Source organism: Blastococcus tunisiensis, from assembly GCF_900112815.1.
In the GTDB taxonomy this organism is placed as follows: domain Bacteria; phylum Actinomycetota; class Actinomycetes; order Mycobacteriales; family Geodermatophilaceae; genus Blastococcus_B; species Blastococcus_B tunisiensis.
On sequence record NZ_FOND01000006.1, the window covers coordinates 18,261 to 39,217 of the forward strand.

Annotated in this window: 22 protein-coding genes and 1 pseudogene; 14 read left to right on the plus strand and 9 right to left on the minus strand. The window is 72.0% G+C overall.

Annotation, left to right across the window (positions count from 1 at the left end):
• Positions 1-42: 42 nt before the first annotated feature.
• The 4 genes and pseudogenes from BM142_RS25385 to BM142_RS09250 form a co-directional block, all read left to right on the plus strand.
• Positions 43-714 (plus strand): annotated as a pseudogene (locus BM142_RS25385) (SecD/SecF family protein translocase subunit); the annotation flags it as partial.
• Positions 703-1,650 (plus strand): protein translocase subunit SecF, encoded by a 948-nt coding sequence (gene secF / locus BM142_RS25390; protein WP_335340775.1) that lies wholly within the window; start codon positions 703-705, stop codon positions 1,648-1,650. The pseudogene BM142_RS25385 and the gene secF, both read left to right, overlap by 12 nt.
• Positions 1,651-1,738: 88 nt before the next feature.
• Complete coding sequence (locus BM142_RS09245) at positions 1,739-2,236, plus strand: cation:proton antiporter regulatory subunit (protein WP_092196533.1); 498 nt, start codon at positions 1,739-1,741, stop codon at positions 2,234-2,236.
• Between the two features lie 98 nt (positions 2,237-2,334).
• The gene (locus BM142_RS09250; RefSeq protein WP_092196536.1) at positions 2,335-3,999 is read left to right on the plus strand and encodes a cation:proton antiporter; all 1,665 of its coding nucleotides are present in this window, start codon (positions 2,335-2,337) and stop codon (positions 3,997-3,999) included.
• Positions 4,000-4,206: 207 nt separating this feature from the next.
• Here the strand turns inward: BM142_RS09250 and BM142_RS09255 are convergent, their stop codons facing one another.
• Positions 4,207-5,124, minus strand: a complete 918-nt coding sequence (locus BM142_RS09255) for a potassium channel family protein (protein WP_139228816.1) — start codon at positions 5,122-5,124, stop codon at positions 4,207-4,209.
• Positions 5,125-5,212: 88 nt separating this feature from the next.
• Positions 5,213-5,386: a hypothetical protein gene (locus BM142_RS24470; RefSeq protein WP_175527182.1), complete on the minus strand. Its 174-nt coding sequence runs from the start codon at positions 5,384-5,386 to the stop codon at positions 5,213-5,215.
• 457 nt (positions 5,387-5,843) lie between these two features.
• Between BM142_RS24470 and BM142_RS25650 the strand changes: the two genes are divergently transcribed.
• Complete coding sequence (locus tag BM142_RS25650) at positions 5,844-6,080, plus strand: helix-turn-helix domain-containing protein (protein ID WP_217640652.1); 237 nt, start codon at positions 5,844-5,846, stop codon at positions 6,078-6,080.
• A 388-nt stretch (positions 6,081-6,468) separates the two neighbouring features.
• On the opposite strand, the gene BM142_RS09265 is transcribed toward BM142_RS25650, so the two are convergent.
• Positions 6,469-6,729: a hypothetical protein gene (locus tag BM142_RS09265; protein ID WP_092196545.1), complete on the minus strand. Its 261-nt coding sequence runs from the start codon at positions 6,727-6,729 to the stop codon at positions 6,469-6,471.
• 174 nt (positions 6,730-6,903) lie between these two features.
• On the opposite strand from BM142_RS09265, the gene BM142_RS09270 reads away from it, so the two are divergent.
• Together BM142_RS09270 and BM142_RS09275 are read left to right on the plus strand one after the other, a co-directional pair.
• Positions 6,904-7,179 carry a type II toxin-antitoxin system Phd/YefM family antitoxin gene (locus BM142_RS09270; RefSeq protein WP_092197054.1) on the plus strand — a complete coding sequence of 92 codons (276 nt, stop codon included), beginning with the start codon at positions 6,904-6,906 and terminating at the stop codon, positions 7,177-7,179.
• Positions 7,176-7,451, plus strand: coding sequence for a type II toxin-antitoxin system RelE family toxin (locus tag BM142_RS09275; RefSeq protein ID WP_092196548.1), 276 nt, complete (start codon positions 7,176-7,178; stop codon positions 7,449-7,451). The genes BM142_RS09270 and BM142_RS09275 overlap by 4 nt, the downstream gene beginning before the upstream one ends.
• Positions 7,452-7,594: 143 nt before the next feature.
• On the opposite strand, the gene vapC is transcribed toward BM142_RS09275, so the two are convergent.
• The 3 genes from vapC to BM142_RS09290 all read right to left on the minus strand — a co-directional run bounded on the left by vapC (position 7,595) and on the right by BM142_RS09290 (position 10,842).
• A complete protein-coding gene (gene vapC / locus BM142_RS09280; RefSeq protein ID WP_092196551.1) occupies positions 7,595-8,002 on the minus strand; it encodes a type II toxin-antitoxin system VapC family toxin in 408 nt (135 codons plus the stop codon).
• Positions 7,999-8,211: a type II toxin-antitoxin system VapB family antitoxin gene (locus BM142_RS09285; RefSeq protein WP_092196554.1), complete on the minus strand. Its 213-nt coding sequence runs from the start codon at positions 8,209-8,211 to the stop codon at positions 7,999-8,001. The genes vapC and BM142_RS09285 overlap by 4 nt, the downstream gene beginning before the upstream one ends.
• A 471-nt stretch (positions 8,212-8,682) precedes the next feature.
• Complete coding sequence (locus BM142_RS09290) at positions 8,683-10,842, minus strand: MMPL family transporter (protein WP_092196557.1); 2,160 nt, start codon at positions 10,840-10,842, stop codon at positions 8,683-8,685.
• Between the two features lie 174 nt (positions 10,843-11,016).
• On the opposite strand from BM142_RS09290, the gene BM142_RS09295 reads away from it, so the two are divergent.
• From BM142_RS09295 to BM142_RS09325, 7 genes are all read left to right on the plus strand, one after another.
• Positions 11,017-12,156 (plus strand): sensor histidine kinase, encoded by a 1,140-nt coding sequence (locus BM142_RS09295; protein WP_092197058.1) that lies wholly within the window; start codon positions 11,017-11,019, stop codon positions 12,154-12,156.
• On the plus strand, positions 12,153-12,815 hold the full coding sequence (locus BM142_RS09300; protein WP_092196559.1) for a response regulator transcription factor: 663 nt from the start codon (positions 12,153-12,155) through the stop codon (positions 12,813-12,815). The genes BM142_RS09295 and BM142_RS09300 overlap by 4 nt, the downstream gene beginning before the upstream one ends.
• Before the next feature lie 300 nt (positions 12,816-13,115).
• A complete protein-coding gene (locus BM142_RS09305) occupies positions 13,116-13,364 on the plus strand; it encodes a hypothetical protein (protein WP_217640653.1) in 249 nt (82 codons plus the stop codon).
• Positions 13,361-13,792: a hypothetical protein gene (locus BM142_RS09310; protein WP_092196562.1), complete on the plus strand. Its 432-nt coding sequence runs from the start codon at positions 13,361-13,363 to the stop codon at positions 13,790-13,792. Before BM142_RS09305 ends, BM142_RS09310 begins: the two co-directional genes overlap by 4 nt.
• A 755-nt stretch (positions 13,793-14,547) precedes the next feature.
• Positions 14,548-15,255 carry a DUF4383 domain-containing protein gene (locus BM142_RS09315; RefSeq protein ID WP_254790718.1) on the plus strand — a complete coding sequence of 236 codons (708 nt, stop codon included), beginning with the start codon at positions 14,548-14,550 and terminating at the stop codon, positions 15,253-15,255.
• Between the two features lie 246 nt (positions 15,256-15,501).
• Positions 15,502-16,953: an NAD-dependent succinate-semialdehyde dehydrogenase gene (locus BM142_RS09320; RefSeq protein WP_092196568.1), complete on the plus strand. Its 1,452-nt coding sequence runs from the start codon at positions 15,502-15,504 to the stop codon at positions 16,951-16,953.
• 61 nt (positions 16,954-17,014) lie between these two features.
• Positions 17,015-17,839: an MOSC domain-containing protein gene (locus BM142_RS09325; protein WP_092196571.1), complete on the plus strand. Its 825-nt coding sequence runs from the start codon at positions 17,015-17,017 to the stop codon at positions 17,837-17,839.
• Positions 17,840-17,843: 4 nt separating this feature from the next.
• Here the strand turns inward: BM142_RS09325 and BM142_RS09330 are convergent, their stop codons facing one another.
• The 3 genes from BM142_RS09330 to BM142_RS09340 are packed head-to-tail and all read right to left on the minus strand — an operon-like array spanning position 17,844 to position 20,956.
• The gene (locus tag BM142_RS09330; RefSeq protein WP_092196573.1) at positions 17,844-19,007 is read right to left on the minus strand and encodes an MFS transporter; all 1,164 of its coding nucleotides are present in this window, start codon (positions 19,005-19,007) and stop codon (positions 17,844-17,846) included.
• Positions 19,008-19,060: 53 nt separating this feature from the next.
• The gene (gene fmdA / locus BM142_RS09335) at positions 19,061-20,308 is read right to left on the minus strand and encodes a formamidase (RefSeq protein ID WP_092196577.1); all 1,248 of its coding nucleotides are present in this window, start codon (positions 20,306-20,308) and stop codon (positions 19,061-19,063) included.
• 12 nt (positions 20,309-20,320) lie between these two features.
• Positions 20,321-20,956, minus strand: coding sequence for an AmiS/UreI family transporter (locus BM142_RS09340; RefSeq protein ID WP_092196580.1), 636 nt, complete (start codon positions 20,954-20,956; stop codon positions 20,321-20,323).
• Position 20,957: the final 1 nt, after the last annotated feature.

The following is a 20,957-nucleotide window of genomic DNA, read 5'->3' on the forward strand; positions in this document are numbered from 1 at the left end:
TCAACCCAGGAGTCCCCTGCGGAGTGGGCATCACCGGGGGGCACCACCCAGATCACCGGGGACTTCGCCCAGGAGGAGGCGGAGGACCTCGCTGCACTCATCCAGGGCGGTGCGCTGCCCGTGCCCGTCGAGGTGATCGAGCAGCGCACCGTCGGGCCCACGCTGGGCGCGGCGGCGATCGAAGCCAGCGTGCAGGCGGTGCTCATCGGCATCGCCGCGACCGCGGTGTTCATCGTGGCGGTCTACCGGCTCATGGGTTTGCTGGCTGTGGTCGCCCTCCTCTGCTACGCGCTGATCGCCTACGCAGCCCTGCTCACGCTCGGCGCCACGATCACCCTGCCCGGCCTGGCCGGGTTCGTGCTCGCCGTCGGGATGGCCGTCGACGCCAACGTGCTGGTCTACGAGCGCGCTCGGGAAGAGTTCGCCGGCCGCGGACGGTCGCTGCGCAGTGCGGTCACCGCCGGATTCCGCCGCGCGTTGTCGGCGATCGCCGACTCCAACGTCACGACCCTGCTGGCCGCCGGACTGCTCTTCCTCCTGGCCTCCGGGCCCGTCCGTGGCTTCGGGGTCACCCTCACCGTCGGCGTGCTCGCCTCGATGTTCTCGGCCCTGGTGATCACCCGGTCGCTGGCCGAGCTCGCGGCGACCCGACCGGCGCTCGCCCGTCGGCCACACCTCACCGGCCTGCACACCCTCGGCCGGGTGCGGACCTGGCTGGCCGGCCGGAACTGGCGACTCTACGGACGGCCCCGCCGCTGGCTGGCCGCCTCGCTCCTCGTCGTCCTGCTGGCCGCGTCGGGAATCGCCGTACGCGGCCTGCAACTCGGCGTGGAGTTCACCGGCGGGCGCAGCATCCAGTACGCGACCACCACTGCCCTGGACCCGGAGACGGCCCGTCAGGCTGTGAGCACCGCCGGCTTCCCGAACGCGGTGGTGCAGGAAGCCGACGACGGTGACATCCGGATCCGCACCGGGCCGATCGACGACACCGCGCAGGAGGCGATCCGAGATGCCCTCGCGGCGGAGGCCGGAGGTGCCGAGGTGGTCAGCGATGAACTGATCGGCCCGACCCTCGGCGAGGAGTTGCGGCGCAACGCCCTCATCGCGCTCGGGGTGGCGCTCCTGGCGCAGCTGACCTACCTGGCGGTGCGGTTCCGCTGGACCTACAGCGCCGGAGCCGTGGGTGCGCTGATCGGCAACGTCGCCGTCGTCGTCGGCATGTTCGCCTGGACCGGACGGACCGCCGACGGCCTTTTCCTCGCCGCTGTCCTCACCGTCATCGGGTACTCGGTCAACGACTCCGTGGTCGTCTTCGACCGGATCCGCGAGACCCGGGTCGCTCGACGGGGACGGGCCTTCGCGGACGTCGCCGGCGACGCGGTCCTGCAGACCCTGCCCCGCACGGTGAACACCGGGGCGTCCACGCTGCTCGTCCTCCTCGCGCTGCTGGTCCTCGGCGGGGATTCGTTGGCCGACTTCGCCTTCGCGCTGGTCCTGGGCATCCTCGCCGGAACGTTCTCCACCGCTTCGGTCGCCGTCCCCCTCACCGTCGCGCTGGACCGGCGGTGGCCGCCACCCCCGCCCGGACCACCGGCCTCCGCCGCACGCCGGGGCACAGGGGTCCGTCGGGAGGACGGCGCGGTGGTTTAGCCGCCGGCATGCACGGGGCCCTCCCGCCCCGCTTGGCCCCGGTGGGCACCGATGGGAGGGTCGGTGCCGAGGACGAAGGAGCGATGCCATGCCAGATGTACGGGTCCAGGCCGAACGACTGCCGGGGATCGGCTGGCGCTACACCCTGCCGGCAGACGTGGGACGCCAGGTCGTGGTCGTGGCCGAGGACTCCGGCTCCGCCCACCTGGTCCTCGTCGACCCCCGGCTGGACGAGCCCCTGACCACGGTCCGGCTCTCAGCCGAGCACGCGGCCGTGCTCGCCGCCTTGCTGACCGGGGCACAGTTCACGCTGGAGGTGGTCCAGGACGCACGGACGGCGGCGCACGCCGACCCGCGGGAGGTCGTCGTCGAGACGGTGCGCATCCCGGACGGATCACCGGCCGTGGGCCTCGCCCCGCAGCAGGTCACCGGTCGGCTCGGGTCCGACGCCTGCCTCCTCGGGGTGATCTGCGACGCGACCCCCGAACTGATCGAGACCGACGAACGGCGTCGCGTGCAGGTCGGCGACAAGCTCGTCCTCGCCGCCCGCCGCAGTGAACTGGAGCAGCTGCGCAACACCGTGTGAGCGGCGACGCGTCACTGTGACACCGCTACCCGCATCCGGTTCGGGACCCGCTCGCCATCTCCGCACGCCGTCGCGGTCGACCATCGGAGGATCCCGACGTGTTCGAGCACGAGTTCCACACCATCGCCGCCCTGCTGGCGGTCGCCGCCGTGATCGCCGCGGCGGCGGTCAAGCTCCGCCAGCCGCTGATCATCAGCTTCATCGCCGTGGGCATCGTGGTCGGCCCCATCGGACTGGGCTGGGTCGAGGAGAACAACCAGGTAGCCCTCCTGGCCGAGCTGGGCATCGCGCTGCTGCTTTTCCTGGTCGGGCTGAAGCTCGACCCCCACCTGATCCGCACCACCGGGCCGGTGGCCGTCGCCACCGGACTCGGCCAGGTCGTCTTCACCTCGGTCGTGGGCTTCGGGCTCGGGCTGCTGCTGGGCTTGTCCCCGGTCGAGGCCGTCTACGTCGCGGTCGCGCTGACCTTCTCCAGCACGATCATCATCGTCAAGCTGTTGTCGGACAAGCGGGAGATCGACCAGCTGCACGGCCGCATCGCGGTCGGCTTCCTCATCGTCCAGGACATCGTCGTCGTGCTCGTGATGATCGTGCTCACCGCGTTCGGCACCGCGGGCGAGGGCGATGACCTGGCCGTGGACATGGCGCTGGTCCTCGGCAAGGGCGTGCTGTTCGTCGGCGGCGTCTTCGTGGCGATGCGGTTCCTGCTGCGGCCGGCGCTGGGCTGGATGTCCCGGTCGAAGGAACTCCTCGTGCTCTTCGCACTGGCCTGGGGCATCGCGCTGGCCGGCCTCGGGGACTGGCTGGGCTTCAGCATCGAGGTCGGCGCGTTCCTCGGCGGCATCTCCCTTGCTGCCACCCCCTACCGGGAGGCGATCGGGTCCCGGCTGATCAGCCTCCGGGACTTCCTGCTGCTGTTCTTCTTCATCGACCTGGGTTCCCGGCTGGACTTCGCCGACGCCGCCAGCCAGCTGGTGTCTGCCGCGGTGCTGTCGGCCTTCGTGCTGATCGGCAATCCGCTGATCGTGCTGGTGATCATGGGGTTGATGGGCTACCGGAAGCGGACGAGCTTCCTCGCTGGCCTGACCGTCGCGCAGATCAGCGAGTTCTCGCTGGTGCTCGCCGCACTCGGGCTGGGCCTGGGACACATCACCGCCGACACCGTCGGCCTGATCACCGCGGTCGGGATCGTCACCATCGCCCTGTCGACCTACATGATCCTGTACTCCGCGCCGCTCTACGCCCGGCTGGCACCACTGCTGTCGGTTTTCGAGCGCAGCCGACCTACCCACGGCGAGGAGGAAGGCGCCGCGGACCCCTCCGTAGACATGGTCGTCATCGGCGCCGGCCGCTACGGCGGCCGGCTCGTGCGGCAGCTGCTCACCCAGGAGGCCCGCGTGCTCGTGATCGACAGTGACCCGCAGGCGCTGGAGAACATCAGCCAGGACGGCGCCGAGACCCTGTACGGCGACGCCGAGGAGCCCGAGCTGATCGACGCCCTGCCCTTGCGGGGAGCGTCCTGGGTCGTCAGCACCGTGCCCGACCGATCGGTCAACCTGGCACTGCTGCACGGGCTCGACCAGACCGACTTCGCCGGCAAGGTCGCCCTCACCGCCCACAACGACCACGACGCGGAGCGGCTCGAGGCCGCGGGTGTCGACCTCGTCCTGCGGCCCTTCCACGCCGCGGCCGACAGCGGAGCCGCGCTCCTCCTCGATGACGCGCGGCCGCGGACCGGTCGCGACGGTCCGGCTCTCGGGTGAAGTCAGCCGGTCCGCCGCACGGCGATCCCGTCACTGGGCCGCGTCGACAGCTGGGGGCGCCCCGGGCTCGTCACCCTCCGCGCCGATCTGCCCGCCACGTCCCGCGCGTGGCACCAGCCGCCCGGCACGGTCGGTCGCCAGGTGGCTGGCCGACTCTCGCAGCGCCGCCGAACCTGCACTCCTCCGCCCCGCGACGACGGGGTCGAGTCACCGCTGGCGGTCCGGCGGACCCCAGTGCCGCTGGTCGTGATGTTGGTCCTCCGCGTACCGCTGCAGCACCTCGAGCGCCGGACCCCCCGTGCCGAGGAACTGGTCGTCGATCACGCGGGCGAAGTCATCGAGTGCAGTACCGAGGACATCGGCTGCGATCCGGACGTCCTGCCGCGGCGCACGTCGCCCGGCAGCGACCAGATCGACCGCAACTCCCAGCTGCGCCGGCAGCGCTGCCTCGGCGCTGCCCTCGCGGAAGTAGTAGGTCTCGGCGTACTCAGTGATGTCGACGCGGGCCTGAGCCACCTGAGCTGCGAGGCCGTCGAGCAAGGGTGCAGCCAACGTGGAGTCGGGGTCGTCGATCAGTCCGGTGGCGTGCGAGCGACCCAGCAGGGACAGCCGGGCGGCGAGGCTCCGCCGGCGGATGAGCGCTGGGTAGACCTGGAGCACCCACGTCACGGCTGCCGTGAGCAGCGCGAAGCCCAACAACGCCTGCAGCGGCACCGCGATTCTCAGCCAGGGCGCGGTCGGCAGCACGTCACCGAACCCGAGGGTGGCCACGGTGACGATTGAGACGTAGACGGCGTCCAGGAGACCCCCGCGCTCCCCCCGGTCCAACGAGGAGCTGAGGGCAAAGCCCTCCGGCATGTGCGGCGCGTAGAGCAACGCACCGCCGAAGACCAGGAGCAGCAGCCAGGTGAGGATGACTCCCGCCAGCGCCAGCGGACCGGTCAAGACGCCCGAGGCACCGGCTCGCCGCCCTCGGCGGCCCAGGCGCCAGACCAGCCGCATGACGCGGGAGCTCAGCCAGCCCTGCCCGCTGGGGTACCACAGCGTGCGGAAGATGTCCCGCAACGTCAGGACCGTCACCACCGCTCCGGCCGTCGTCACCAGCCAACCCACCCACTCCGCCATCACCCCGAGCCTGCCAGAGGACGTCCCGTCCCGCCCGTGCAGAAACGGTGATCGCTGCTGCACGCAGCGGCGCTGTGGCTGCTGTTCTTCAGCGCGCCGGCTTGGGCGCCCGGGGGCTCGGCCGGTGCCCGGTCAGCTGCGCCCAGCCGGCGATGACCTCTGCCGTCAGCTTCTGGGGAGCCGAAACCGCGGCCGCCCGCTGTTCCTCCGGCGCGGCCGTCCCGCTGCCACCGCGCTTAACAGCCATCAGCTCGGGCCGCATCCGGCCGATCCACCTGATGTCCTCGCCGAGAACCCGAACTTGAGGCTGACCTCCGGCACTTCTCCGGGGATCCTCCAGTAGCCGAAGACGAATCCGAGGCCGCCGGCCTGTCTGATGACGGCGGGCGGGCGGTGCTCCCGTTCACTGGAACGAGAGAACTTCTGGAGCCTAGTTCGCGACCGTCGGACGGCAGGCAGCAGGCAGCAGCCGCTCCAGCCGGGTTCGGGCCCGTGGCAGGGGAGCGGGACAGTTCCGGAGGATAGCGACATGGGCGATGCGCAACTGCTCCACGACGTGCTGGGCGCCGATCCCCTGCTGATGACGCCGAGGAGACGGTGCGCCTGCCCCGGGCCGGCTGTAAGACGACCATCCGTCAGAAGCCTCCGGCACGGGCGGATGCCGGTTCTCGGGCGCTTCCGATCCAGCCCGACGTCATCGCTGGTTGGGAGGGATCGCGGTGAACCTTGAGGACCTCAGGGCCAGCGGCTCCGCCGTTGTAACCATCGCGCAGGCGGCCTCGGTATTCGGTGTCGACGTCCGCACGGTGACCCGGGCCATCGAGAACGGCGAGCTGCCGGTGGTCCGGTTGGGTCGACGATTGCTAATTCCACGCCTACCCCTGTTGGCCGTCCTGGGCGTGGCAGTCGACGACGCTGTCGGAGGCCTGAACGACACCCCTGCTGGTGGCCGTTAGCCACGCACTCCATAACGATCCAGCTGATCGCAACGAGGACACCCAGCGGCCCCGTACCGACAAGTCGCCGCCCAGCCGACAACGCGTCGTCTGCGTGGGGTGGCGTACCCGTGACTGAGCTGGCCGACCGGTCGGGAGTCGGGTCTGCGAAGGATCGCCGCGTGATACTCCGCGTGATACTGCCGCCCGCGCATTCGGGGGTATCTGAATGCGAATCTGGGTTGTCTCGGCGTCTCTGACGCAAGGCAAAAGGGCAGGTCAAGGCATCATGACGTATCTAGATGCTTATCTGCGGACAGGAGTTCAAGTCCCCCCTCGGACACAGCGTCGAACCCTCGCAGTCAACAGACTGGCGGGGGTTCTTCCGTTTCCGGTCTCTACCTGGTCACTACGGCGAGAACGAGATGTCGGCCTCGTAGCCCATGCGCCGGAGCTCGTCCAGCAGCCGCTGACCCGCGCTCACGCGGTCCCGCCCGCTGAGCTGGAACAGCAGTCGCGCCGGGCCGCTCCGCGGAACCCACAACCCCGGGGCTCGAGGTTGCCCAGCGGCCGCCAGGGCAGCCGCGACGTCGTCCGGGACCTCGACAGTGCGGCGATCGGGATCGATCGGCACGGCAGGCGTAACGGTCAGCACGACCGATGTGGACACCCGCCACACCGTAGTGGCGAACGCGGCCTGCCATCGTCGTCGGCCGACCTCGGGTGCGTCATCGCCACCCGCGAACCGCACCCGCGCGCGCAGGGCCGGTGAGCAGTTGGTGGATGTGGGCCGATCGCGGAGCCTCCTTGACCGACACCCGCTCTTCTGACCACAATAATGGTCATGACGACGCAGTCTCTCGCCGCGGTCAAGGCCCACTTCAGCCAGGTGATCGACGAGGTGTCCGGCACCCATGAGCGGGTGACGATCACCAAGAACGGCAGCCCGGTTGCCGTCCTCCTCGCGGTGGAGGACTTCGAGTCCCTGATGGAGACGCTGGACATCCTCGCGGATCCCGAAGCCAGATCCGCCATCCGTCGAGCCGAGACCGAGATGGCCGGCGGTGAGATCTACGACGAGGCCCAGGTGCGGGCCGCACTGGCAGCCCGCCGGCGGTGAGCGACCCGCGGACCTACACCGTCGTCCTGTCGGCCGCGGCCAAGCGTGCCATCGAACTCGACCTCCCCGAGCCGGTCGCCGTGGCGGTCGTCGACTTCCTCTACGGCCCCCTCGCCGCGGACCCATACCGCGTCGGCAAGCCGCTGCGCTTCGAGCTCGAGGGCTACTGGTCCGCGCGACGAGGCCAGTACCGCGTCGTCTACTCCATTCGCGAGGACGAGATCCTGGTCCGGGTCGTGCGCATCTCGCATCGCGCCGACGCCTACCGCTGACCGGTTCGGGTGCACAGGCCCAGGCGTGTGTAGAAGTACACGAGGACGTCGGACGGGTGGAGATCGACATACCGCAGGACGTCGGTCCGCTCAGCGAGAACTTCTCCCCTGTTCTCGTACGCCGCGAGGAAACGGGACCGTGGTCAGTCCGCGGCCCGCGGCTCCACGGACACACCCAGGACGTCACAGATGCGATCGACGTCGGCGTCCTGTGCGATCACGGTGGCTCCACGGCGCCAAGCGACAGCGACGACCAGGCAGTCCAGCAGGCCGCGAGGGGTGACCCCGACGCGGCGACATCGCCGGTAGACGCGGGCGGCCGCATCGAAGTCGGCGACAGGATCGATCGCCAGGAGGTGACATCGCAGCAACAACCGACGGAGATCGTCCGCCCGTCGATCATCGCGTGCGCCGGCAAGCACCTCCATCAGCACCGGCTCGGTAACCGCGAGAGGCCCGTCGGAGGCGATCAACTCGGTCATCCGCCGGTCCACGGGGCTGCCCGTCGCCCGGTCGAACTCCACCCAGGCAGAAGTGTCGGCCAGGATCACGCCGCACCGCGCGGCGCACGGTCCTCCGGAACGTCCTCCATGGCTCGGGCGCCGCGCATGGCCAACGCCTCATCGCGACCCATCGGCTGGCCGGCCAGGTGGCGCAGGGCGAGGTCGACCGCCTCCGTCTTGGTCCTCACCGCGTAGCGGGTCATCACGACCTGAACCAGCTCGTCCTCGATCTCGATGTTTGTCCGCAGCCTCGCCATACACCTACTATACACCTTGGGTGTATAGTAGGTGTATGGGTAGCCGGTCCACCGACGGGCCACCCGTGTCCGAGCCCGGAGGACAGGATCACGGCGGGTCACTCGATCGTCGACGAACAGCCGGGTGCGCATGTGGCGTGTCGTCCCCTCGGCAACCGGGGCGAACCCCCACGGCCGTCAGGCCGGCGGGGGCTTCTGCTGTTCTCCGGCGTCGGCCCGTCCGCGGATGCCTCGAGGCCGGTCACGGGACGACGGCCCCGCGCGCGGCGAGGCCGCGGACCGCATGGCACGACTCTCCGAGAGTCCTACCGGCGGGCGATGGAGGCGTTGGTGCCCCGAACCTCGAGCGATCGTGGGCGGGAACGACGGGCAGGCGCAGGTCGCTCCCCCGGCGACGTCCCAGGCGACGCCGGACCACGTCACGGCGGGCGCGCCTCCGTCTGACGTGGTCCGGAGTGATGTCGAGCCGGCTCAGCCGATCGGCGCCGGCACCCGCGCGGGAGTCGCGGGAGCGGCCTCGACCTCGCCCTCCACCCGCACCACGGGGAGCAGCCGGTCGAGCCACCCCGGCAGCCACCAGTTGGCCTTGCCCAGCAGCGCCATCGTCGCCGGCACGAGCACCATGCGCACCAGTGTCGCGTCGAGCGCGATCGCGACGGCGAGCCCCAGGCCGATCATCTTGACGAACGGGTCAGGGGTCGCGACGAACGACAGGAACACCGCCGTCATGATGAGCGCTCCGGAGGTGATGACGCGGGCGCTGGACGCCAGCCCGCGCGCGACCGCCTCGACGTTGTCCCCGGTGGCGTCGTAGGCCTCTCGGATTCGCGAGACGAGGAAGACCTCGTAGTCCATCGACAGGCCGAACAGCACGGCGAAGAAGATGGCCGGCAGTGGCGAGGCGATGAGGTAGGTGCCCTCGAGCCCGATCAGGTCGCCGAGCCAGCCCCACTGGAAGACCGCGACGACGACGCCGTAGGCCGCGCCGATCGACAGCAGGTTCATGACCACGGCCTTGAGGGCGACCGTGACGGACCTGAACACCACGACCAGCAGCAGGAACGACGCGGCCAGGACCGCTCCCAGGAGCAGCGGCAGGGTCGAGCTGAGCGAGGTGTCCAGGTCGATCGCCAGGGCGGCCTGACCGGTCACGTGCACGCCGTCGGGCGCGCCGGACCGGATCCGATCCAGCGTCTGCGCCGTGGCCGGGTCGGCCGGCGCGGTAGTCGGCAGCGCCCTCAGCACGGCGGTGTCGCCGTCCGTCGAGAGCCTCGCCTCGGCGACCGAGCCGATGCCGGGGTCGGCCCCGATGCGCTCGGCGAGCAGCGGGATGTCGTCCACGCCCAGGCCGGAGCCCGAGAGGTCGGCGACGACGAGCAGCGGCGCGTTCATGCCGGGCCCGAAACCCTCGGCGAGCAGGTCGTGCGCCTGCCGGTGCGTGGCGCCCACCGGCGCGTCGCCGGCGTCGGGGAAGCCGGTCTCCATCGACAGCGCAGGCGCGGCCAGCGTCACCAGCAGCACCGACGCCACGACCAGGTACCGCCAGGGCCGCGCGGAGATGCGGTGGGACAGCCGCCACCAGACGGTCGCCTCGACGGGACGCGCAGGACGCCGCCGGCCGACCACCCGACCGGCGTCGATGCGGTCGCCGAGCAGGGACAGCAGCGCGGGAAGCAGGGTGAGCGCCGTGGCCACGGCGAACAGCACGACGAGCGACGTCGCGAGGCCGATCGACGCGAGCACGCCCATGCCGGTGAGCACGAGGGCGGCCATGGCGAGCACCACGGTGACGCCGGCGAAGAACACCGCGGTACCGGAGGTGCCCATCGCGGCCGACAGGGCCGTCGCGTTGTCCTGGCCGGCGATCCGGTTCTCGCGGTAGCGGGACACCAGGAACAGCGCGTAGTCGATGCCCACGCCCAGCCCGACCATCGCCGCGATCACGGGCCCGGAGCTGGAGACGTCCATCGCGCCGGCGAGCAAGGTGATGCCGCTGAGTCCGGCAGCCACCGCGATCAGCGCCAGCGCGATCGGCACGAGCGCGGCCACCACTGTGCCGAACGCGACGACGAGGACGACCAGCGCGACGAGGACGCCGACCGCCTCGGCGCCCGACGGCTCGGGCTCGGTGGTGAGCAACACCGCCTCACCGCCGACCTCAGCGGTGAGCCCGGCGTCGCGGGCCGGGGCGAGGGCCGCGGCGAGCGCCTCGGCCGGCTCCGGCCCGAGCTCTCCGGACGGCGCGTCCAGGACGATGTCGGCGAAGCCGATCCGCCCGTCGGGCGAGACGGCGCCGCTCGCCGAGGGCTCGGTCACCGCGGTGACGCGCTCCACCGCGCGCAGCTGGACGAGCGTCGCCTCGACGTCGTCCCGGTAGTCGGCGAGGAGCTCGCCCTCGGGCGCCGCGAACACCGCGACGGCGGACCCGACGGCCGCCTCGGGGAAGCCCTGCTCGAGCAGCTCGGTGGCGGCGGCGCTGTCGCTGCCACGCACGGTGAGGTCGTCGAGATAGGCACCGCCGAGCGCGCTCGAGAGCGCGACGACGAGCGCGGCGAGCAGGGCCCAGGCGCCGATCGTCTGCTTCGGGCGACGAGCACTCGCGGTGCCGAGGCGCCGGATCCAGCTGTTCACGGTTGCTCCAAGGAGTCGTGGGGAACGGGCACCTCGGACTGTCGGCGTCGAGCCCCGGTGCTGTCGCCCGGCGCGGGACGGGCTCGATGTGGCACCGGTCTCCCCCTGGAGGAGGAGACCGGTGCCCGCCTCCGGACCGGCGACAGCAGCGCCGGGCGCGCCTACGTTCAGCGCATGCGACCCGGCCCGTTCACGCGCTGGCCGCGAGCGGCCGACGCCGCCCTGGCCGCAGTGCTGTTCGTGCTCACGCTCCTCTTCACGACCGGGCCGGAGGACTCGTGGGTGCTGCGCGACCTCGGCGACGTCCCGCCCTGGGTCGTGCTGCTGTTCGCCGTCGGCAGCGGCGCGCTGTACTGGCGCCGCTCCGCACCTGTGGTGGTCCTCGCCGTCGTCCTCGCCGCGTGGGCGCTGACCCTCGGCAGCGGCCACGCCGACCTCGGCGGCCATGCGCTCTTCGCCCTCTACGCACTCGGGCGCTACGGGTCGGTCGAGCGGTGGGGACACGTCGGGGTCGACGTCGCGCTCGTCGTGCTCGTGCTCGACGGGTTCACCGGCGACGTCCCGTGGAGCGGGGTCGCGTTCGGCGTCGTCGTGTTCTTCGCCGTCTGGTACTCCGGACGTCGGCTGCGGCTGCGCGCCGAGCGCGCCGTGCTGCAGGAGCGTGAGCTGAGGGAGCGGGAGCGTCGCATCGTGACCGAGGAGCGCTCCCGCATCGCGCGCGAGCTGCACGACGTCGTCGCGCACCGGGTGAGCCTGATGACCGTGCAGGCCGGGGCGGCCAAGACCGTCGCGGCGGACGACCCCGTGGCAGCCGCGCGTGCGATGGGCGCGGTCGAGGAGGCCGGCCGGCAGGCGCTGGACGAGCTGCGGTACCTGCTCGGCGTGCTGCGCCCGTCCGCCGTCGCGGACGACACCGCCCCCCAGCCGGGCCTGGCCGACCTCCCCGCGCTGGTGGCGCGGATGCGCGAGGCGGGCCTGGACGTCGACCTGGACATCGACGGCGTGACCTGCGCGCTGCCCGCGCGGGTGGAGCTGTCGGCGTACCGCATCGTGCAGGAGTCCCTGACGAACGTGGTGAAGCACGCGGGCCCGGGCGCGCGCACCGGCATCCGGCTCACGACCGAGGGACAGGAACTCGTCGTCGAGGTGCGCGACGACGGCAGCGGAGCGACGTCGCTGCCCGGCGCCGGGCACGGCATCGTCGGCATGCGCGAGCGCGCGCAGCTGCTCGGCGGCTCCCTCGACGTCGGCCCGCGTCCGGACGGCGGGTTCGCCGCGCTGGCCCGCCTGCCGCTCGCCGGCGGGGCGGCATGACGATCCGGGTGGCCGTCGTCGACGACCAGGCGCTCGTGCGTGGCGCGTTCGCGATGGTGCTGAACCACCAGCCGGACATCGAGGTCGTCGCGGAGGCCGGCACCGGCGACGAGGCGGTCGACGCCGCCCGCCGGCACCGCCCCGACGTCGTGCTGATGGACATCCGCATGCCGGGGATGGACGGCCTGGAGGCCACGGCGCGCATCGTCGCCGAGCTGGGCGACGCGGTGCGGGTGCTCATCCTCACGACGTTCGAGCCGGACGAGTACGTCTACCGGGCGCTGCGCGCGGGCGCGAGCGGCTTCGTCCTCAAGGACCTGCCGCCCGAGCAGCTGGTCGTAGCCGTCCGCACGGTGGCCGACGGCGGCGCGCTGCTGGCGTCGTCCATCACCCGGCGGCTGATCGGGCGGTTCGCGGCGCAGCGCACGCCCGACACCGTCCTCGCCGGACAGCTGGAGAGCCTGACCGCCCGCGAGCGCGACGTCGTCACCGCCGTCGCGAGGGGGCGGAGCAACGCCGAGATCGCGCGCGAGCTGTACATCGGCGCGGCGACGGTGAAATCGCACGTGTCGAGCGTGCTCGCCAAGCTCGGGCTGCGCGACCGCGCCCAGGTGGTGGTGTTCGCGTACGAGGCGGGGCTCGTCGAGCCGGGCGCCTGAACGCCGGGCGACGTCAGTCGGCCCGTCCGGGCGCGCCGGGGGCTGGGTGGGCCCGGCCACGCCTCGTCGGTGCGGGGCCCCACCCGTCCGCCCCGGCCACGACGCAGGGAGCGGAGGGAGCCCTGCCGTCCATCCTGTCCGGGCGTGACGGTGGCGCCCGCTGTCGAAGCACCAGCGGAAGGAACGACCCACTGTCCGCATCCCTGGGCGCCGGTCGGCCGGAAGAGAGGTCATCAGGCAACCCACCGAAGGGATCGTCGGAGCGCCGGCGGCCACCATGACGTGCAAGGAGATCGCACCATGAGCATGACCAGCACCGACGCCGCATCCGGCTCGCGGGACATCAAGAGCCACGAGAAGACCAGCTTCGCCGACCTCGGCAAGGAGATGTGGGCCTACCTGACCGGCAAGGGCGCGGCGATCAACTACGAGTTCGTCGACATGACCGTCGAGGTCCCCCGGGAGACCGGACCGGGCGCACCCCGCGCCGTCTGGCGGCTGAACGGCACCCTGCGCATCACCACCGCCGAGAACGCCAGCCGGGGATGACCGACCCACGCGGCCCCGTCCACCTGGCCGGCGAGCTCTCGCTGGAAGTGGACGGGGCGGGCGTGCAGGTGCACGCCGACGGCGCGGACGTGCGAATCGTCGCCGAGGACGGCGGCGCCTTCGTGGCGCGGGTCCGGGAGGCGGCGACCGCCCGCAGTGGGGTGGCGCCCGGCCGCCGGGACCTGGGCGGGCTCGCCGAGGCCCTGGCCGCCTCGGGGATCACCGCGCACCTCGACTCCCCCACGCGCCCGGTGGTCGTCGCCGGTGCCGGCGTCGACTCGCCGGCCGGGGGGCTGCTGCTGGGCACCCGGCGGGTACGGCCCCGCGCGGCCGTGGTGCTCATCGCCGCCGGTGGCGGCCGCCGGTTGCTCGCCGCGGGCGCCGTAGCGGTGGTCCTGGCCGCCGTCCTCGCCCGCTTCCGCCGCTGAGGGCGTCATCGAGCTCACGTGCGGAGCCTCTCAGCCGGTGAGGCGCCGCACCGCCGTGATCGGCTGCTGCGCGCACCAGCGAGCGACTCGCAGGCCCAGGCGCCAGAGATCGGCCCACTCCGGGGGCCGGGCGGCCCCGGATCGCGGCGACGGAGGTACGGGCGGGGCGGTCTCGGGCGGCCGCGACACCAGAAGGTCAGCCGGGGAACGCCGTCCTCCACGCCGGAGCGAGGCGAACGACGGGATCTGCGGGGCGGGTGCGGACTCCTCGCCGTCCCTGCTCCCGTGTCCCACGCCACCGGACGCTAGTCGCTGGGACGCGACAGGCCGGAACGGGGGGCAGATCGGCCGGCTCCAGGGCACGCCACAGCGGCGTGTGGGTATGCCGTTCTGCCTGCTTCCAGCAGGACGGAGCGTGCAGCTCCGTGCGGCACGGGGTGCGGTCGCAGGAACCCGCCTACGACGTCGTGGTGGTCCCGCGCCGATCCGTGCTGCGCGTGCAGGACGGCCCGGCACGTCCTGACCACATCAGGACGTCTCCTGGCGGCGTGTGACGAAGTCCGGAAGAACGTGATCCGCAGTTCTCACCGGCGACGAGCGAGCGGAGAATGGGATGCGTCCCGGCACCCCGGAGCATCCACACCCCGGAGCGTCCCCGCCCACCGGAGCTCCCCATGACCCAGCGACTGCACCTCCCCCACCGTCGGACGTCCATCGCGAAGGGTCCCGAGGACCGGCCAGGCCTCGGAGCCCGCGTGTACGTGGTGCAGCGCACCGGCGCCGTGGCCGTGGCGCTGTTCCTCCTGCTGTTCGCCGTGCTGGGCTTCGCCAGCGGCCAGGCGTTCTTCTCGACCCGCGGGCAATCGGTCCTGGGGATGTCCTCCAACGGCCTGCTGTCGACCCTGTCGGTGGTCGTCGCGGTCGTGCTCCTCGCCGCCGCTGTCCGCAGTCCGCGGACGGCGTCCACGGTCATGCTCGTCCTGGGCCCGCTGTTCCTGCTGTCGGCGTTCGTCAACGCGATCGTGATCGGAACCCGCCTCAACTGGCTCGCGTTCGAGGTGAGCAACGTGATCTTCTCCGTCGTCGTCGGGCTCCCCATGCTGCTGATCGGTGCCTACGGCCGGATCGGTAGTCACCTCCCCCCGGACAGTCCGTACGCACACCCGGACACCGACGACGCAGAGGTCGTCGACGAACGCCCCAGCACACCGGAGGAGGTCGCCGCCGAGGAGGCGATGCGCGAGGCCGAGATCGCCGTCGTCCAGCACACCGCCACTCCCGACCAGCGCGCCCGTGTCGAGGCGATGGCGCACGTGCACCACCGCGCGGATCGACGGCGTGTCTGGATGGAGCTGGACGCGACGGCTCGGGACAGAGCTCGTCACGACGGGACCTCGCCGGCTCGCAGAACGACTCTCCTCCACCCGCGAGCCGGCCGGCGCGTGCCCCGACGCCGCGGCTGACGACGACGCCTCGGCGCTGCTCCGCCTGGCCACCTCGTTCGCGGGCCGGTCCGGGCCGAGGACGTCCGGGTGGACGGCGGCGGGACGCGGCACTCGAGCGCCCGGCATCGACCCGTCCCCGGGGATGGCCGACGTCGGCGGTGCGTTCCGCGTCGTCCACGGATGACACGATCTCCCCGGGGTCAACGGTTCGGCAGACCCGACTCCTCGGCCCCACGAATCCGGTCAGTCAGTGAGGACAGCGCCATGACGCAGGACCCAGGACGCACCATCTACATCGACGGGCAGTGGCGTCCGGCCGACGAGGGTGCGAGCTTCGCCGTCACGGATCCGGCCACGGGCGAGGTCATCGGGCAGGCCGCCGACGGTGGCCGGGCCGACACCGAGGCGGCGATCGCCGCTGCCGGTCGGGCGCTGCCGGCCTGGTCGGGCGCGACGGCCTACGAGCGCGCGGCCGTCCTCGCCAAGGCGGACGCCCTGATGCGCGAGCGCCGCAAGGACCTGGCCGCGCTGATGACCCGCGAACAGGGCAAGCCGCTCAAGGCCTCGATGAACGAGGTCGCGTACGCCGCGGACTTCCTCGCGTGGTTCGCCGAGGAGGCCAAGCGCATCGGCGGCGTCACGATCCCCTCGGCACGCGCCGACCAGCGGTTCGTGACGATGCGCCAGCCGGTCGGCGTGGTCGCCGCCATCACACCGTGGAACTACCCGATCTCCATGCTGACCCGCAAGCTCGCGCCGGCCATCGCGTCCGGGTGCACGTCGGTGCTCAAGCCCGCCGACCAGACCCCGCTGTGCGCGGTCGCCACGGTGCAGCTGCTCGCCGACGCAGGTGTCCCCGCCGGGGTGGTCAACCTGGTCACCACCACGCGCGCGGCCGAGGTCGGCGACGCGCTGCTGGAGTCCCCCGTGGTCCGGAAGCTGACCTTCACCGGTTCGACCGCGGTCGGGAAGATGCTGGTGGCGAAGGCCGGCGCCACCCTGAAGCGGGTGTCGGTGGAACTGGGCGGCCACGCACCGTTCATCGTCTTCGCCGACGCCGATCCCGTGCGTGCCGCCAAGGGTGCCGCGCTGGTGAAGTTCCTCAACACCGGGCAGGCGTGCATCAGCCCGAACCGCATCTACGTCCACCGCTCCGTCTACGAGACCTTCGTGGCCACGCTCGACCAGCGCATCGCGGCGTTGCGCGTGGGCAGGGGGGACACCGACGGCGTCTCCATCGGTCCGTTGATCGACGATCGTGCCGTGGCCAAGATGGAGGCCCAGGTGCTGGACGCCCGCACCAAGGGCGCCCGGGTCGTGGCGGGCGGCGAGCGCGTGCAGGTGGACGGGCTCGACGGCACGACCTTCTTCGCGCCGACGCTCCTGGCCGACGTGACGCCGGACATGCTCATCTCGTCCGAGGAGACGTTCGGGCCCATCGCCGCGGTCACGCCGTTCGACGACGAGGAGGAGGTCATCGCCCGGGCGAACGACACCGAGTACGGCCTCGCCGCCTACGTGTACACCAACGACCTGTCGACGGCGATCCGGGTGACCGAGAAGCTGCGCTTCGGGATGATCGGCGTCAACGACATCAATCCGACGTCCGCGGCTGCCCCCTTCGGCGGGGTCAAGGCGAGCGGTCTGGGACGCGAGGGCGGGTACGAGGGCATCGACGAGTACCTCGACACCAAGCTCGTCGGCATCTCCGTCTAGCGGCCGCCGGGCCGGGGCCGCCTATGGTCGCGGACGTCCATCGCCTCCGACGAGGAGCACCATGCCTGTCGTCTCACGCCTGTCGGTCACACCGGTGAAGGGCACTGCCCTCCACCAGCCGACCCGCGTCGTCATCACCGGCAACGGCGTCACGACCAACCGCCGCTTCCACCTCGTCGATGCCCGAGGACGGTTGGTCAACGGCAAGCAGCACGGGCCGCTGGTACGGATCACGGCCGAGTACGACGCCAACGAGCAGCGCCTCTCCCTGCGCATACCGGACCGTGCGCCCGTGGAAGGCCCGGCGGACCAGCGGGGTGACGCCGTGGTCACCGACTTCTACGGGCGCGACGTGGCCGGTCACCTGGTCGAGGGTCCGTGGTCGGCCGCACTGAGCGACTTCGTCGGCGAGCCGGTGCGGCTCGTGGCCGCCGACCGCCCCGGAGACGCCGTCTACGTCCACCCGGTGACGGTGGTGTCGTCCGCGACCATCGAGCACCTGCGCCGGGTCGCCCCCGGTGGTGAGGCGGTGGACCACCGTCGATTCCGGATGCTCCTCGAGCTGGACGGGTGCGAGGTGCACGAGGAGGACACGTGGGCCGGCCGGCGCGTGCAGGTCGGCCGGGCCACGGTGCGCGTCGTCGGCCCCGTCCCACGCTGCGTCGTCACGAACGAGAACCCCGAGAGCGGAGCGGTCGACTACAACACCCTCAAGGCCATCGTGCGCTACCGCGGTGAGCTCGCCACCGGCCTCGCGACACCCGTGGCACACCTGCCCGACAACGGAGCGGTCATCTTCGGCATGTACGCGACCGTGGAAGAGCCGGGGGACGTCTCGCTGGGTGATCAGGTCGAGGTCCTGGACGCCGCGGGTTCGGATCGATAGCTGCTCATCGGCCGGGGCGTGAGCCCGCCTCGGCGGTCAGCGACATCAGCGCGGCGACGGCCACGAGCAGCGGGGCCGCGAGGAGGAGGAACACCTCCGGCCGTGCGCTTGCGGTGGCCGCACCCTGGCTGACGAGCAGCGGCGCTGCCAGCCCCGCACAGCCCCACGCGGTGAACACCCGGCCGTACACCGTGGGGAACGCGCGTGGTCCGACCCGATCCGCCGTGACCGCCGGGACCAGCGCGGAGACGCCACCGTAGGCGAGGCCGATCCCGGCGAAGCCGGTGAGCACGACGGCGGGGACGGTCGACACGGCCAGGCCGCCCAGTGCGACGGCGGACAGGACGAGCGTGCTCGCCACGGCGGCCGGTCGGCCGACACGATCGGACCACCAGCCGGCCCCGACCCGCCCTGCGAGGTTCCCGGCGGCCAGCAGGGAGACAGCGGCGCCCGCAGCTCCGGCACCCAGACCCGCGGCTGACGCCAGGGGTGCCGCTGCGGAGAAGACGACGAGCCCGGGAAGGGCGCCCCCGGCGAACAGCAGCCACAGGGCGACCACGCTCCGGAAGGGGACCGGCACCCGACGCTCCGGCTGCTCGCTCCCGCGTGCCGGAGCCCGGTCGACGGGCGCCAGCACGGCGGCCAGTCCGACCAGCCCGGTGACGAGCACGGCCAGGACGGCCAGCCCGGTGCGCCAACCGACCGCCGGCAGCACGCGCGGCGCCACCAGGCCGAGCACCACCGGCCCGGCGGCGTAGGCGCCGACGACCAAGCCGCTGGCCAGCCCCCTGCGTCCCCCCGGCACGCGGGCAGCGAGCGCAACCGCGGTTCCGTACGCCAGCCCGTTGGCGGTGCCGAAGAGCAGCCCCACCCCGATCCACGGAACGCCGGCCCACCGGCCTGCGGCGGTCAGCCCGAGACCGACCCCGGCCAGGACGGCGGCCACGCCGAGCAGACGCCGGGCGCCCAGCCGCCTCAGCCCGCGTCCCACCCCCAGCAGTGCCGCGCTGAAGGCGACGAGGGCCAGCGCGAACACGCCCGAGCCGCTGCTGTCCGACGCCCCGACATCCGTCATGAGCGCTGGCGCGACGAGACTCCAGCCGAAGAGGGTGCCGACCGCCAGGTTGGCGACAGCCCCGGAGACGACGAGCCGGGCGGTCGACGGCACCGGTGCGGGCGGTCCGGCTCTCGATCCGCCCGCACCGGCAGACGTCCGACCGGTCAGGAGGTGACCGCCACCTGGCCGCGGTCCTTCCGCTGGGGTCCGTTCCCTCCGGGGCGGATGTCGGTGTCGAAGATCTCGGTCGGCAGGAACACCGAGCAGCACGCGTTCGGGATGTCCACGACGCCGCCGATGCGCCCTTCGATCGGCGAGGTGCCGAGGATCAGGTATGCCTGCTCCCCGGTGAAGCCCCACTTCTCCAGGTAGCGGATCGCGTTGAGGCACGCATTGCGGTACGCCAGGGTCGCGTCCATGTAGTAGTTGGTGTCGTCCCGGTGATCGACCGACACGCCGATGAAGGTCAGGAACTCCGAGTAGCGCGGCTCCACCCGCCCCGGGATGAAGAACGGGTTGGTGGTGACGCCGTAGGTCTCCATGCCGCCCTTGATGAGGTCGACGTGGAAGTCGATGAAGCCGCCCATCTCGATCGCGCCGCAGAAGTTGATCTCGCCGTCACCCTGGCTGAAGTGCAGGTCGCCGCCGGAGAGGAGGCCACCGTCGACGTACACCGGGTAGAAGACGCGGCTGCCACGGGTGAAGTTCTTGATGTCGTGGTTCCCACCGTTCTCCCGCGGGGGCACCGTCCGCGCGCCCTCGCGGCCGATCCTGTCGAGCAGGTCCCCGCCGGCGGTCCCCCCGAGGACGCCGTCCAGCAGGGGTGGCAGCCCCAGGGCGGGGACCCGGTCCGGATCGGTGTCGATGAGCGCCTGTTCCCGGGCGTTCCAGCGGGCCAGGAGATCGGGCGACGGCGCGGTGCCGAACAGCCCGGGGTGCGTGATGCCGGTGTACTTCACGCCCGGGACGTGCCGTGACGTGCACTCCTGGCCCCGGAAGTCCCAGACGGCCTTGTACGCATCGGGGAAGTAGTCGGTGAGGAACCCACCACCGTTGACCTTGGCGAAGATCCCCGAGTACCCCCATCCCTCACCGCAGTTGGGTCCCTCCGTCTGCGGCACGGGGCCGAGGTCGACGATGTCCACGACGAGCAGATCGCCCGGCTCGGCCCCTTCCACGGCGATGGGGCCGGACAGCATGTGGGCCACGTCCAGGTTGACGTCGCGGACGTCGTTGGCGGAGTCGTTGTTGCCGATCTGGCCGTCGGTCCACTCCTTGCACTCGACCCGGAAGGTGCTGCCGGGCTTGACCGTCACGGCGGGCGGGATGTCGGGGTGCCAGCGGTTGTGGCCGGGCACCGCCTGCTCACGCATGGACTTGCTCTGGTCGACCGTGAACACGACTTCGGGCATGGCAGGTTCCTCTCAGTGGACGCCCGGCGCGGTACCGGGTCGGGACGCGACGGTGGGAGCGGAGAGCGGCCGGCTCAGCGGCACGCAGACGGCGAGGAGCAGGAGGCCGAGGACGGCGACGACGACCGTCGTGAGCGACGTGTCCTCCCACCAGCCGGTGATGATCAGGAAGGCAGGGACGCCGGCCGTGAGCAGGCCCTCCCCCGCGGCCAGCACACCGATGGCCGGGGTCAGGTGCTCCCTGTGCAGCGCCATCAGCAGGAAGAAGGTGAACCACAGGACCGCCCAGAGCAGCCAGATGACGGCGAACGTCCGGTCCTCGACGACAGTCCAGGAGTGGATCGAGAACCCGACGGCCGCGACGGTCACGGTCAGCGAGAACCAGCCGAGGCCTTCGGCGGGGGCGCCGGTGAGCCCGTTCATGCCTACCCACAGGTAGGTGAAGCCGAAGAAGTACAGACCTGCAGCGAGCGCGATCCGCGCCGGATCACCGTCCGCGACGACGATGAGGTACGTGGGCGTGAAGACCTGCAGGGCGCCGACGAAGAGGTTCAGCGGCGCCGCACCTCGTGGGCTCACGTGGCCCAGCAACATGACGCCGTTGACGAAGAGCACGACGCCGACGTAGAGGAGCCCGACCGCGCTCACG

What these genes read in the sequence shown, in the direction of transcription:
- BM142_RS09245 (WP_092196533.1), top strand. Translation starts at nt 1,739, where the DNA reads ATGCCAGATGTACGGGTCCAGGCCGAACGACTGCCGGGGATCGGCTGG.
- BM142_RS09255 (WP_139228816.1), bottom strand. Translation starts at nt 5,124, where the DNA reads ATGGCGGAGTGGGTGGGTTGGCTGGTGACGACGGCCGGAGCGGTGGTG.
- BM142_RS24470 (WP_175527182.1), bottom strand. Translation starts at nt 5,386, where the DNA reads ATGCGGCCCGAGCTGATGGCTGTTAAGCGCGGTGGCAGCGGGACGGCC.
- BM142_RS09270 (WP_092197054.1), top strand. Translation starts at nt 6,904, where the DNA reads ATGACGACGCAGTCTCTCGCCGCGGTCAAGGCCCACTTCAGCCAGGTG.
- BM142_RS09285 (WP_092196554.1), bottom strand. Translation starts at nt 8,211, where the DNA reads ATGGCGAGGCTGCGGACAAACATCGAGATCGAGGACGAGCTGGTTCAG.
- BM142_RS09295 (WP_092197058.1), top strand. Translation starts at nt 11,017, where the DNA reads ATGCGACCCGGCCCGTTCACGCGCTGGCCGCGAGCGGCCGACGCCGCC.
- BM142_RS09300 (WP_092196559.1), top strand. Translation starts at nt 12,153, where the DNA reads ATGACGATCCGGGTGGCCGTCGTCGACGACCAGGCGCTCGTGCGTGGC.
- BM142_RS09305 (WP_217640653.1), top strand. Translation starts at nt 13,116, where the DNA reads ATGAGCATGACCAGCACCGACGCCGCATCCGGCTCGCGGGACATCAAG.
- BM142_RS09310 (WP_092196562.1), top strand. Translation starts at nt 13,361, where the DNA reads ATGACCGACCCACGCGGCCCCGTCCACCTGGCCGGCGAGCTCTCGCTG.
- BM142_RS09320 (WP_092196568.1), top strand. Translation starts at nt 15,502, where the DNA reads ATGACGCAGGACCCAGGACGCACCATCTACATCGACGGGCAGTGGCGT.
- BM142_RS09325 (WP_092196571.1), top strand. Translation starts at nt 17,015, where the DNA reads ATGCCTGTCGTCTCACGCCTGTCGGTCACACCGGTGAAGGGCACTGCC.
- fmdA (WP_092196577.1), bottom strand. Translation starts at nt 20,308, where the DNA reads ATGCCCGAAGTCGTGTTCACGGTCGACCAGAGCAAGTCCATGCGTGAG.